Raw genomic sequence first — 12,701 nt, 5'->3', positions numbered from 1 at the left:
GCTGCTGCACCTTGCGGCGGCATCGGACAAATGCGCCGCGTTTTCAGACAAGCGCGGGGCCGCTGGTCCCGCCGCGCCTGCCCGCGCCCGATAATGGCGCATCTGAAACCGAGCAGGAAGACATCCCATGAAAACCAAAGCCGCGATTGCCTGGAAGGCGGGCGCCCCGCTGACCATCGAAGAAGTCGACCTGGCCGGCCCGCGCGCCGGCGAAGTGCTGGTCGAGCTGAAAGCCACGGGCATTTGCCATACCGATTACTACACCCTGTCGGGCGCCGATCCGGAAGGCATCTTCCCCGCCATCCTGGGCCACGAAGGGGCCGGCGTCGTCGTCGACGTGGGTCCGGGCGTGACGACCCTGAAAAAGGATGACCACGTCATCCCCCTGTACACACCGGAATGCCGCCAGTGCAAGTTCTGCCTGTCGCAAAAGACGAATCTGTGTCAGGCCATCCGCTCCACGCAGGGCCGCGGCCTGATGCCGGACGCTACCAGCCGCTTCTCGCTCAATGGCCAGCCGCTGTTCCACTACATGGGCACGTCCACGTTCTCGAACTACATCGTCGTGCCGGAAATCGCGCTGGCGAAGATCCGCGAAGACGCGCCGTTCGACAAGGTGTGCTACATCGGCTGCGGCGTGACGACGGGCGTGGGCGCTGTCCTGTTCTCGGCCAAGGTCGAGGCGGGCGCCAACGTGGCCGTGTTCGGCCTGGGCGGCATCGGCCTGAACGTGATCCAGGCGGCCAAGATGGTGGGCGCCGACAAGATCATCGGCATCGACATCAACCCCGCGCGTCAGGCCATCGCGCGCAAGTTCGGCATGACGCATTTCATCAACCCGAACGAAGTGGAGAACGTCGTCGACGCCATCGTGCAGCTGACGGACGGCGGCGCCGACTACAGCTTCGAGTGCGTGGGCAACACGACCCTGATGCGCCAGGCGCTCGAGTGCACGCACAAGGGTTGGGGCAAGTCGTTCATCATCGGCGTGGCGGCGGCCGGCCAGGAAATTTCCACGCGTCCATTCCAGCTGGTGACGGGACGCGAATGGCGCGGTTCGGCCTTCGGCGGCGCGCGCGGACGCACGGACGTGCCGAAGATCGTCGACTGGTACATGGAAGGCAAGCTCAACATTGACGACCTGATCACGCACCGTTTGCCGCTCGAACGCATCAATGAAGGCTTCGACCTGATGAAGAGCGGCGAATCGATCCGTTCCGTCGTGCTGTACTAAGCGGCACGCAATGTACTCATTGCGCAACACTTGACGGACGGGGCAGGGCGGCAGGCTGTACTTCGCCGCCTGCCCCTGCTAGTGTGAAGGCATCCGCCTTGCTTTGGGAGCCGTTATGTTTGCCACTGCCTATCTCGCGACTTTGCGCCGCATGCTGCCCGTCTTCCTCGGCGCGGCCCTGTCTTCCCTGCTGGCCTTGTGGTGGAGCAATGCCGCCAGCCTCGCCACGCCCGCCATCTGGCTGGCGCTGCTGGCCACGTATCTGCTGTGCGCACTCTTGTTTACGCCGCTGGCCCGGCAGAACCGCCAACTGGCCACGCGTCACGTGCGTCACGGCAAGCCGCGCTGACGTCCTAGCGCGCCGTGCTGGAAAAGCGCTCGCGGTAGTCGCGCGGCGTGATGGCGAGTTTCTTTTGAAACAGGCGGCGCAGCCTTTCCTCGCTGTGCAAGCCCGCCTGCACGGCCACCTGTTTTAAGGAAGACACATTGTCTTCCAGCAAGCGGCGCGCCACTTCGAAGCGGGCCGTGTCGATGAATTCCGTGGGGCTGGTGCCCGTTTCGCGCTGGAACACGCGCGTAAAATTGCGCTCGCTCATGGCCAGCCTGGCCGCCAGCAGCGGCACAGTGAGCTCATCTGCCAGGTGTTCCATGATCCAGCCCTGCAACTGGCGGATGGTGGGATGCGTGGTCATCTGGCTCGACAGGTGCACGGAAAACTGCGACTGGCCGCCGGGCCGTTTCAGGTACACCACCAGGTCGCGCGCCACTTCCAGCGCGATATCGCGGCTGAAATCGTCTTCCACCAGGGCCAGCGCCAGGTCGATGCCGGCCGTCACGCCGGCCGACGTCCAGAATTTCCCTTCCCGCACGAAAATCGCATCGGCATTGACCTGTATCAATGGATAGCGCTGGCGCAGGCTGTCCACGGCGCTCCAGTGCGTGGCCGCGCTCTTGCCGTCGAGCACGCCGGCTTCGGCCAGGAAGAAGCAGCCCGTGCACAGGGCCGCCAGGGTATCGATGCGGGGCGCCGCCTCGGCCACCCAGGCGGCGAGGGCGGGGATGTCCTGCAAGACTTGTTCGACGTGGTGGCAGCCGACGATGACGGCCAGGTCGGGCAGGCGGTGCGCATCGAGCGCCTTGCTGGCGTGCAGCGACATCAGGGTGTCCGACTCGACGGGGCCGATGGCCGTCGAGGCGATGCGCACGTCGTAGCCGCCGGGCAGGTTGCGCAGGCGCAAATGGGTGTTGGCGTAGTCAAACACCTTCATGGCGCCGATGGCTTCGAGCGCTTTGAAGCCGGGATAGACGATGATGTCGACGGTGCGCAGGGGGAATTCTTTGGGACTTTGCTTGATCATGCGATATGCGCGAGGGGGATAAATACTGCCATAATGCAACAACAGCGATGGCGTAGGTTAGCATGAAATAATCCGCGCGCCCGCTGGCTCCCCACCCATCGGATTCCTGGATATCGTGCGCTTACTCCACATTTTGACTGCCCTGACATTGCTGCTGGGCTCATCCTTGGCCCACGCGGCCACGCTCAATTTCAATGGCGGCGCCGTCAGCGGCTGTACGCTGGCGCCGTCAGCTACCCAATACACTTGCGCCAGCTTGCAGATGGGCGATACGGATGCCGTCGTCATCGCCAGCGGCTACGGCGTCACGGTCAACAGCGATGTGAGCATCGGCTATAACCAGGGCTTGAGCATGAGCGGCACGGCATCGCTGACGGCCAACAGGAATCTCGACTTCAGCAACACCAATACGCCGAACCTGAAGATCACGGGCGGCAGTTTGACGGCCAAGGGCGGCAGCTTCAAAGTGGGCGGGCAAAGCAACAATGTCATCGTGGCCGATATTTCGGCTGCCGCCGTGATCCTGGGCGGTACGCCCGTGCGGGTCACGGGCAATATCACGGCCACGGGCGGCAGCATCGACATTTCCTCCGGCTCCACCGTGAATGGCGCCCTCAACGGCGGTACGATCACCACCAATTCCAATGTCACTATTACCGGCAGCATCAAGGCCAGCGGCAACGTCAGCATCGGTTCCAGTTCGACGATAACGGGACCCGTCAGCGGCAGCAGCGTCAGCACCAGTTCCAGCGTGACGATCACGGGCGACGTGACGGCCGTCAATTCCTTCAGCCTCGGTTCGGGCAGCAACCTGAAGGGCAGCACCAAGGCGCCCGTCGTCAGCATCGATGCAGCGAACAGCCAGGTGCAGGGCGATATCACGGCCAGCACCTCGCTGACGGTCGGTTCCGGCAGCCAGGTCAAGGGCAACCTGACGTCGCCCAGCATCGACCTGAAGGCGTCCGGCCTGCTCGTCACGGGCGATGTGAAAGCCTCCAGCTCCCTGACCATTGCGTCCGGCAATGGCGTCAAGGGCAATGTCGAGGGCGGCAACGTGACGCTCGACTCGTCCAACGCCTATATCACGGGCAACGCCCTGGTCGACCACATCACCCTGGGCTGGCAGGGCCGGGTGCAGCAAACCATCACTTGCAAGGCATATACGCCATCGAATCCATGCAGCTGCGTGACGAACAACAGCGGCTGGCCCTACACCGACCCCATGGGGCCGAAGTGCGGCCCCGGCACGCTGGCAGGGCCGCACCACTTCCAGATCGAGCATTCGGGCAATGCCCTGACGTGCGCGCCGCAGACGGTGACGGTGACGGCATGCGCGGATGCCGCCTGCAGCGCCAAGTACACGAACGGCGCGAGTGTCACCGTCAGCCCTGGCGGCACGGCGACGCAGATAGACAGCAGCGGGGTGGCAACGGCCAGCGTGCGCCAGTACACGGTCGGCACGGCCACCTTGAGCCTGACCAGCGTGCCCGGCACCACGGGCGCGCTCGTGTGCAAGCGCACATCGGACAATAGCAGCAGCTGCGACATGAACTTTGCGGCGACAGGCTTGACGGTCATTCCCGTCAATCATGTCTCGGCCACGCAAAAGGCGTTCGACGTCAGCGCCGTGCAGGCTTCCCCCAACGCGCAGGCGTGCGTGCCCCTGTTCAAAAATACCAGCAAGGACCTGAACCTCGCCTGCAGCTATGCCAATCCCGCCAGCGGTACCCTGCCTGTTCTTGTGCAGGGGACGGGAACTTTCGTGCCGCTGGCCCAGAACAGCACCAGTGCCTGCAGCACGGGGGGCGCGACCGTCAACCTGGCGTTCAACAGCCTGGGCATCGCCACGGCTCTGATGTCGTATGCGGACGTGGGACAGCTGAATCTGAAGGCCACCTATACGGGATCGGCCATTACCGGCGACGCCGGCTTGAGCATGACGGGCAGCGGCAGCGTCATCGTCGTGCCGGCCGCGTTCAGCGCCGTTGCCATCGCCACGCCCCAGCGCGCGGGTGCGCCCGTGGCGGTCAGCATGAGCGCGCTCAATAACGCGGGCCAGTTGACGCCGAACTTCGGCAATGAAAAGGTCGCAGAGACGGCGCTGCCTTCACTGGCCAGCCTGGTCAGGCCGACGGCGAGCGAGATCGCCGCGCCAGCCAAGCCAGCCGTGCAGGGAGGCGTGGTCTTCAAGAATGGCGCCGTTGACAGCAGCGACATGAACTGGCCGGAAGTGGGAACGATCACTATCGCCTTCAATCTGGCCAATCCCAACGGCTACCTGAATGCCAACCTTGCTGCGCCGGTCCCAAGCGTGAGCAAGGCGGTGCAGTTCATCCCGCACCACTTCGTCACGGAACTGATCAAGGACAACAGCCAAGGCGACTTGCCCAAAGCGTCCAACGGCATCGCCACGCCATGCGCTGCGCCGCTCATCTGTGCCAACGATGGGGAGAACGGCCGTTACGCCTACTCGGGGCAGGCGATAGGCGTGCGCGTGACGGCGCGCGCCCTGGGGGAGACGACGACCAAAAATTATGACGACCGCAACCCGACCGTCCTGGCGCCCGTGCTGCTCGATGGCTGGGATGCGGCCACGGGGGCCACGGCCTTTCCGCCGAGTACCGCTGATGGCAGCAGCCGCCTCACCGATGGCAGCAAGGCGCAAACGACCGTCACCGGCGTGGCGCCCGCGAAATTCACCCTGGGCGTTGCCTCGCCCATGGTTGCCTACCGTTTCCCGGGCAAGGCAGGCATGCCGGCGAAGGTGGCACCCACCGACGTGCGCTTGCGCGCCAGCAGCACCTATCCGGGCGGCGCCGTCGTCAGCTCAATCTCGCCAGTGATCCAGAACGAGGCACGGATGACTGTGCTGTCGGGGCAATGGATGGTGCCCCACGGCTATGGCTCCGAGTTGCTGCCCGTCAGGCTGGCCGTGCAAGTCCAGTACTGGAACGGCAAGAAATGGACGACGAATCTGCTCGACAGCATCAGCGCACTGAACAAGTCGGACGTGGTGTTGGCCAATTGCAAGAAAACGCTGGACTGCGCCAAGCTGGCCGTCGATGACCGGACGTACACCGTTGCGCAAGGCACATTGCCGCAAGCCAATCTCCTGACGTTGCTGGCGCCCGGCGCCAACAGGAGCGGCAGCGTGGACGTGTCCGCTACTAACCATCCCTACCTGGCCAGCACCGTGGGCATCGTCGTCTTTGGCGTGTTCAAGTCGGGTCCCGTGATTTATCTGCGCGAGATGTATTGAGGCAGGGCAAAGGCGGGCGGACGCAGGCAGGGCGAAAAACCAGTAACATGCCAGGCTGTGGCATTCCCCCAACCTCAGACTGGAGTTTCTATGAGCACAACATCGCAGTGGATCGATATCGCCGGCCCGGACGGCAGCTTCCAGGCTTACCTGGCCGTGCCGCACGTGGGCAAGGGCCCCGCCATCATCCTGTTGCAGGAAATTTTCGGCGTCAACGAGCACATCCGCGCCGTGGCCGACCAGTACGCGGCCGATGGCTACGTGGTGCTGGTGCCGGACCTGTTCTGGCGCGCCGGCGCGCACATCGAGCTCGGCTACGATGCGGACGGCTGGAAGCGCGCCGTGGAACTGATGCAAGCCACCGATAACGAACATGCCTTGAGCGATATCAAGGCCACCATCGCCGTCCTGCGCGCGCGTCCGGAAGTGACGGGCAAGCTGGCGTCCGTCGGCTACTGCTTCGGCGGCCGGCTGTCGTTCCAGACGGCCGCGGCCGGCCTGGTCGACGCGGCCATCGCCTATTACGGCGGCGGCATCCAGAACAAGCTGGACCTGGCCGACCGGATCCAGGTGCCGCTGCTCATGCATTTTGGCGGCCAGGACAGCCACATTGCGCCGGAGGCCGTGCAAAAGATCGCCGAGCGCTTCGAAGACCGGCAAGACGTGGAAATCCATATCTATCCGGGCGCCGAGCACGGTTTCAACTGCACCCACCGCGACAGCTACCAGCAGCGCGCCGCCGCCCACGCGCACGGCAATTCCCTGATTTTCTTGGCGGAAAATCTGTAAGACGGGGGCCGAAATCAGGATGGCCGTGGATGCCCGCTCAGCAGCAAAGCCGCGCGGGCGCTAAAATAGCGGCTGTGCCGGGCAACTCCGGCCGGCCGGGCGCCGCGCCCGGCAAACCTGGATGAGGAACCGAATTAAAGATGGCCCAAGTAATTGTTTCTGTAACATTGGCGGCAAGCGCCGAACGCGTGTGGGATTTTATCGGCGGCTTCCAGTCGCTGGCTGAATGGTCGAGCTCGATCAAGACCAGCCTGTCCGAGCACGGCGGCCGCGTGCGCCGCCTGAAAACCACGGACGGCGCCATCATCGCCGAACGCCTGCAAAGCTACAGCGAAGCGGACAAGAGCTACAGCTATACCATCGTATCGGGCCCGATCCCCGTCAAGAACTACCGCTCCACCCTGCGCGTCACGGGCGAGCCGGGCGGCGCTTCCTGCGTGGCGGAATGGTCGAGCGAGTTCGACGCGGCCGAAGGCGTGGAAGAAGTCATGATCGGCGCGTTCCAGCACCTGTACGAAACGGCATTCGTCGACCTGAAACGCATCATGGCGATTTAAATGAAAAACACCGGCCAAGGCCGGTGTTTTCGTATGCGTGGAAAGTCTTAACGTTTGACCTTGCCAAACGCCTCGCCCTTGTTCCACACCGGCAAATTCTTGTCGTTCGCCACTTCATAGCCCAGGTTCAGGGTGAACTGCGCCTGCTGCACCATGCCCGACAGGTCCCACGACGGGTGGTACTCATCGGTGACCTGGTGGTAATCCTTCTTGAACGCCACCAGGCGCTCGCTCGATGCTTTCGGGTCCTTGACGAAGTCGAACGAGCCGTCGCCGGAAAACACGGCCGAGCCCACGTTGAAGGCGGGCACGCCGGCCTTGGCAAACGCAAAGTGGTCGGCCCGGTAAAAGGCGCCGGACAGGTCGGGAATGGTGGGTGCCAAACGCAGGCCCATGCGCTTGGCCACCTTGGCGGCGCTGGCGTACAGGCTGCTGCGCTCGGCGCCGGCCACGCCGATGTCGTGCGTCTTGCCGACGAAATTCATGCTGTCCAGGTTCAGGTCGGCGGCCGTTTTCGCCAGCGGCCACAATGGCTTGCGCGTGTAGGCCGTGCTGCCCAGCATGCCCGTTTCCTCGCCGGCCGGCCACAGGAAGATCTGCGTGCGGCGCGCCGGCTGTTTGACGGCAACCTGGGCCATGGCCAGCAGCGCTGCCGCGCCCGAAGCGTTGTCAATGGCGCCGTTGTAGATGTGATCGCTTTGCCCTGAGCGGGCGCTGCCTTCGTCATCCTTGCCCAGGTGGTCCCAGTGGGCCGAGTAAATGACGGCCTCGTCCTTCAGCTTCGGGTCCGTGCCGGGCACGATGCCGGCCACGTTGAATTGCTCGATGCTGCGGATCTGGCTGTTCAGCGCCACCTTGACCGTGGCGTTCAAGGCCACGGGGCGGAACGCGCGCGTTTCCGCCTGCGCGCGCAAGGCATCCAGGTCTTGCCCGCCCGCCTGGAACAGGGCGCGCGCCATGTCTTCCTGCAGCCAGCCTTCCATCGCATTGCCCGCGCCAGCCAGGCTGAAGCGCTCATGGCCGAAACCGTTGGCCGGCACGGACCACGGATACGACGCCGATGCGGTCGTGTGGATCAGCAAGACGCCGGCGGCGCCCTGGCGCAGCGCTTCCTCGTATTTGTAGACCCAGCGGCCGTAGTAGGTCAGCGACTTGCCGGCAAAGCGGTTCGGCTCGCTGGCGGTCGGCTGCGGGTCGTTGACCATCATCACCACCAGCTTGCCCTTCAAGTCGACGCCCTTGAAATCGTCCCAGTTTTCCTCGGGGGCGCGGATGCCGTAGCCGGCAAACACGACGGGCGCGTCGAACGCCACTTTTTCCTGGCCATTGGCGGCGCCGAAGACGATGTCCTTGCCGACGGCGGGAGACAAGGTCTTGCCGCCCGCGCTGAACGTCACGGTGCTCGATGGCAAGGCCTTGCTGCCGACGATGGTCAGCGCCTGGCGGTAGGTGCCATCCGGCAATGGCTGCAGGCCGGCCACGGCTGCCTGGGTTTCCAGGTAGCGCACGGCCAGGTCGCCGCCGCGCTGGCCCGTGCCCCGTCCTTCGAGCAAATCGTCGGCCAGGAAGGACAGGTGGGCGCGCAGGGGCGCTTCGGCAACGAGCGGTTGGGCGAGGGCGGCCGTGCCGAACAGGCTGGCGGCGAGGACAAAGGTAAAGCGCATGACAACTCCAAAAGTGAATACGGGAAAGCAAAGCAGCGGTAATCTTACTCTACCGCAATGCTCTGGCGTAGCGCGCGGCGCGCGCGAGCCGATTGCGGCCACAATGGCCGCTGGCCCACCGACAAGGAGCGTTCCATGACTGCCATTAACTTGCAATCGAGTAATACCCTGCGTACCGCCGACGGCACCCTGATCTACTACAAGGACTGGGGCAGCGGCCCGCCCGTCGTCTTCAGCCACGGCTGGCCCCTGTCGTCCGACGCCTGGGAAGACCAGATGTTTTATCTGGCTTCGCACGGCTACCGCGTCATCGCGCACGACCGGCGCGGCCACGGCCGCTCCAGCCAGCCCTTCGACGGCAACGACATGGATACCTATGCCGATGACCTGGCCGCACTGATCGACACGCTGGACTTGACGGGCGCCACCCTGGTGGGCCACTCGACGGGCGGCGGCGAAGTGGCGCGCTACATCGGCCGCCACGGCACGCAGCGCCTGGCCGGCGCCGTGCTCGTGGGCGCCGTGCCGCCGCTGATGCTGCAGACGCCGGACAACCCGCTGGGCTTGCCGCTCTCCGTTTTTGACGGCATCCGCGCGGGCGTGCAGGCCGACCGCAGCGCCTTCTTCCGCGACTTGAGCGAGGCCTTCTATGGCTACAACCGTCCCGGCGCCACCGCGTCGCAGGGCGTGCGCGACAGCTTCTGGCTGCAGGGCATGCAGGCGGGCATGCCGGCCGCCTATCTGTGCATCAAGCAGTTTTCGGAAACGGATTTCACCAGCGACCTGGCCAGATTCGACGTGCCCACCCTGGTGATCCATGGCGACGACGATCAGATCGTGCCCATCGCCGCCTCGGCGCGGCGCACGGCCGAACTCATCATCGGCAGTAAATTGCTCGTGTATGCGGGCGCGCCGCACGGTCTGGCGACGACGCACAAGGACCGCCTGAACGAGGACTTGCTGGAGTTCCTGCGCACCTGAAGCGGGGCGGGCGCCATGGGATTGGGGCGCCCGCCGTTTCTGTTGCCGTGTAGAACAGGCGCGGGCGGCACATTGTTGTGTATCGTTTAATGTTGGCAAAATCACGCGCCAAATGCGTGCGGATCGCCGATTTTTCTGCCTTTTTTCGGTAGATATGGCGCAAAAAACGGCGTTCTGCGGCATGCAGCCACCCGGTAAGGTCCAGTAAAGAGTAAACTAGCAGATACACTCTTTCGCATTGGGCGATTCGAGCGAACTTGTGAGTGATTTCATGTCTGATACACCAATTTCCTTATTTTCCGACCTTAACCTGAGCGAGCCGCTGGTTCGCGCGCTCAAGGATGTCGGTTACGAAACACCGTCGCCTATCCAGGCGGCCACGATTCCATTATTGCTCGCTAACCGCGACGTGCTGGGCCAGGCGCAAACGGGCACGGGTAAGACCGCCGCCTTCGCCTTGCCTATCCTGTCGCGCATTGATCTGAAACAAAGCTCACCCCAAGCCCTGGTCCTGGCACCGACGCGCGAACTGGCCATCCAGGTCGCCGAAGCGTTCCAGGTGTACGCTGCCCACATCCCCGGCTTCCACGTGCTGCCGATCTACGGCGGCCAAAGCTACGGCCCGCAGCTGTCGGCCCTGCGCCGCGGCGTGCACGTCGTCGTCGGCACTCCTGGCCGCGTCATCGATCACCTGGACAAGGGTTCGCTCGACCTGTCCAAGCTGAAGACCCTGGTGCTGGACGAAGCCGATGAAATGCTGCGCATGGGCTTTATCGACGATGTCGAACGCATCTTGCAGGAAACACCGGAAGGCCATCAAACGGCGCTGTTCTCGGCCACCATGCCTTCCGTCATCAAGCGCATCGCCACGACCTACCTGGTGAACCCGGCCGAAGTAACGGTTGCCGCCAAAACGGGCACGGCCGACAACATCCGCCAGCGCTACTGGCTGGTGTCGGGCATGCACAAGCTCGACGCGCTGACCCGCATCCTGGAAGCGGAAGCGTTTGACGGCATGATCATCTTCGCCCGCACCAAGCTGGGCACGGAAGAGCTGGCCAGCAAGCTGCAGGCACGGGGCTTCTCGGCTGCCGCCATCAATGGCGATATCCAGCAGGCGCAGCGCGAGCGCACGATCCAGCAGTTGAAAGACGGTAAGATCGACATCCTCGTGGCCACCGACGTGGCCGCCCGCGGCCTGGACGTCGAGCGCATCAGCCACGTCGTCAACTACGACGTGCCGCACGATCCGGAAAGCTATACCCATCGCATTGGCCGCACGGGCCGCGCCGGCCGCAGCGGCGAAGCGATCCTGTTCATCACCCCGCGTGAAAAGAACTTGCTGAAAGCCATCGAACGCTCGACCCGCCAGCCGATCGGCATGCTGGAATTGCCAACGATCCAGGCCGTCAACGACGTGCGTATCGCCAAGTTCAAGGAACAGATCAGCGAAACCCTGGCCCTGGGCGAACTGGAGCAGTTCCAGTCGCTGATCGAAGATTTTGAACGCGAACAGAACATTCCCGCCATCGAAATCGCCGCCGCCCTGGCGAAGATGGCGCGTGGCAATGTGCCTCTGTTGCTGGACAAGAACAAGGCGCGCGAGCAAGCCACGTGGCAAGACGACCGTCCAGTACGCCAAGACCGCTTCGAACGCAACGACCGTCCGGAACGGGGCGACCGCTTCGACCGTAACGAGCGCAGCGAACGCCCGGCCTTCCCGAAAAAGGAACGCATTCAACGTCCAGCCGACGCCGGCATGCAAACCTTCCGCATTGAGGTAGGTCATCAGCATGGCGTGAAGCCTGGCAATATCGTGGGCGCCATCGCCAACGAAGCGGGCATCGATTCGAAAAACATCGGCCGCATTGAAATCTACGACGATTACAGCGTCCTGGACTTGCCAGACAGCATGCCGAAAGAATTGCTGGACCAGCTGAAAACCGTGTGGGTGGCGGGCCAGCAGCTGCGCATCAGCCGCGACGGCGACGCGCCGGACCTGGCGCCGCCAGCCGCGCCGCGCAAGCCGTTTGCCGCCAAGTCCGCGCCAGCGTTCAAGGATGCGCCAGCGGACTCGGGCGACGCAGCACCTGCGCCGCGCGCGCCGAAGAAGGAGCGTCCACGTCCCGGCGTGACGGCTTACCGCATCGAAGTGGGCCGTGAGCACGCCGTAACGCCAAGCAACATCGTCGGCGCCATCGCCAACGAAGCGAACCTGGAAGCCAAGCATATCGGCCGCATCGATATCTTTGACAACTACAGCGTGCTGGACCTGCCGGAAGGCATGCCGCCGGAAATCCTCGACCACCTGAAATCGGTCGTGGTCTCGGGCCAGAAACTGCGCATCAGCCTGGATGACGGCACGACGGAGCGCAAGCCTGCGCCACCGCGTCCGAAATCGCCACCGCGCAAGACCTACAAGTAACAGCTGACATCCATTCCCGTGCAGGCGCTGCGGCGCCTGTGTCGCGGATTGGAGACACATCTCCCACTGGCGCGCTCGCGCCAGTTTTTATTTTCCCTTCAGAAATGAACCTTATCGCTCCATTATCCGGGCGGAGGGCGGCGCCATGGGTTTTTCCTATCGGATTGCCGTTGCCATCTTTTAATCGGCAGATGCGGCTTGTTTCTCGCGCCGGATAACGATAAATAATATTTAATTAATTATTCATACTGCACGTTATTAAAGTTTTGAATTTCAATAAAATCAATCAAGTTGATTCAAAATAAATCCTAAAACATAAAAGAATTGACTTTTATTAAATTGTTTGACCAGAGTCACTGTCGCCGAGGCGATATATCATGACTGCTTGATGTGGTATATTGTTTTTATGTTTTTGTTATGCTAGTTGAAAAAAA

9 protein-coding genes are annotated in these 12,701 nt (G+C 63.3%); 7 read left to right on the top strand and 2 right to left on the bottom strand.

The window, feature by feature from the left end:
- Window positions 1-127 precede the first annotated feature (127 nt).
- Window positions 128-1,234, top strand: coding sequence for an S-(hydroxymethyl)glutathione dehydrogenase/class III alcohol dehydrogenase (locus tag VPH41_RS20080; protein ID WP_035824324.1), 1,107 nt, complete (start codon window positions 128-130; stop codon window positions 1,232-1,234).
- A gap of 115 nt (window positions 1,235-1,349) precedes the next feature.
- Window positions 1,350-1,583 (top strand): hypothetical protein, encoded by a 234-nt coding sequence (locus tag VPH41_RS20075; RefSeq protein WP_152284002.1) that lies wholly within the window; start codon window positions 1,350-1,352, stop codon window positions 1,581-1,583.
- 4 nt (window positions 1,584-1,587) lie between these two features.
- On the opposite strand, the gene VPH41_RS20070 is transcribed toward VPH41_RS20075, so the two are convergent.
- On the bottom strand, window positions 1,588-2,592 hold the full coding sequence (locus VPH41_RS20070; protein ID WP_152284001.1) for a GlxA family transcriptional regulator: 1,005 nt from the start codon (window positions 2,590-2,592) through the stop codon (window positions 1,588-1,590).
- Between the two features lie 115 nt (window positions 2,593-2,707).
- Here VPH41_RS20070 and VPH41_RS20065 point away from each other — a divergent pair, with 115 nt between their 5' ends.
- The 3 genes from VPH41_RS20065 (at window position 2,708) to VPH41_RS20055 (ending at window position 7,197) form a co-directional block, all read left to right on the top strand.
- Window positions 2,708-5,851: a polymer-forming cytoskeletal protein gene (locus VPH41_RS20065; protein WP_328571296.1), complete on the top strand. Its 3,144-nt coding sequence runs from the start codon at window positions 2,708-2,710 to the stop codon at window positions 5,849-5,851.
- Between the two features lie 90 nt (window positions 5,852-5,941).
- Complete coding sequence (locus tag VPH41_RS20060) at window positions 5,942-6,640, top strand: dienelactone hydrolase family protein (RefSeq protein ID WP_152283999.1); 699 nt, start codon at window positions 5,942-5,944, stop codon at window positions 6,638-6,640.
- A gap of 140 nt (window positions 6,641-6,780) precedes the next feature.
- Entirely contained in the window at window positions 6,781-7,197 is a 417-nt protein-coding gene (locus VPH41_RS20055) for an SRPBCC family protein (protein WP_152283998.1), read from the top strand.
- Window positions 7,198-7,244: 47 nt separating this feature from the next.
- On the opposite strand, the gene VPH41_RS20050 is transcribed toward VPH41_RS20055, so the two are convergent.
- Window positions 7,245-8,861, bottom strand: a complete 1,617-nt coding sequence (locus tag VPH41_RS20050) for a M28 family peptidase (RefSeq protein WP_328571295.1) — start codon at window positions 8,859-8,861, stop codon at window positions 7,245-7,247.
- Window positions 8,862-8,996: 135 nt separating this feature from the next.
- Here VPH41_RS20050 and VPH41_RS20045 point away from each other — a divergent pair, with 135 nt between their 5' ends.
- Both VPH41_RS20045 and VPH41_RS20040 read left to right on the top strand, forming a co-directional pair.
- Window positions 8,997-9,842, top strand: coding sequence for an alpha/beta fold hydrolase (locus VPH41_RS20045; RefSeq protein WP_152283996.1), 846 nt, complete (start codon window positions 8,997-8,999; stop codon window positions 9,840-9,842).
- Window positions 9,843-10,113: 271 nt separating this feature from the next.
- A complete protein-coding gene (locus tag VPH41_RS20040; protein WP_328571294.1) occupies window positions 10,114-12,267 on the top strand; it encodes a DEAD/DEAH box helicase in 2,154 nt (717 codons plus the stop codon).
- Window positions 12,268-12,701 lie beyond the last annotated feature (434 nt).

The organism is Janthinobacterium sp. P210006 (genome assembly GCF_036231885.1).
Taxonomy (GTDB): Bacteria; Pseudomonadota; Gammaproteobacteria; order Burkholderiales; family Burkholderiaceae_D; genus Janthinobacterium; species Janthinobacterium violaceinigrum.
The sequence above is the reverse complement of the archived record's forward strand: the minus strand, read 5'-3'. Positions and strand labels throughout refer to the sequence as shown.

Bases quoted from the DNA above. Each gene is read 5' to 3' on its own strand.
- VPH41_RS20070 (WP_152284001.1), bottom strand. From the start codon at position 2,592: ATGATCAAGCAAAGTCCCAAAGAATTCCCCCTGCGCACCGTCGACATC.
- VPH41_RS20075 (WP_152284002.1), top strand. From the start codon at position 1,350: ATGTTTGCCACTGCCTATCTCGCGACTTTGCGCCGCATGCTGCCCGTC.
- VPH41_RS20060 (WP_152283999.1), top strand. From the start codon at position 5,942: ATGAGCACAACATCGCAGTGGATCGATATCGCCGGCCCGGACGGCAGC.
- VPH41_RS20055 (WP_152283998.1), top strand. From the start codon at position 6,781: ATGGCCCAAGTAATTGTTTCTGTAACATTGGCGGCAAGCGCCGAACGC.
- VPH41_RS20040 (WP_328571294.1), top strand. From the start codon at position 10,114: ATGTCTGATACACCAATTTCCTTATTTTCCGACCTTAACCTGAGCGAG.
- VPH41_RS20050 (WP_328571295.1), bottom strand. From the start codon at position 8,861: ATGCGCTTTACCTTTGTCCTCGCCGCCAGCCTGTTCGGCACGGCCGCC.
- VPH41_RS20080 (WP_035824324.1), top strand. From the start codon at position 128: ATGAAAACCAAAGCCGCGATTGCCTGGAAGGCGGGCGCCCCGCTGACC.
- VPH41_RS20045 (WP_152283996.1), top strand. From the start codon at position 8,997: ATGACTGCCATTAACTTGCAATCGAGTAATACCCTGCGTACCGCCGAC.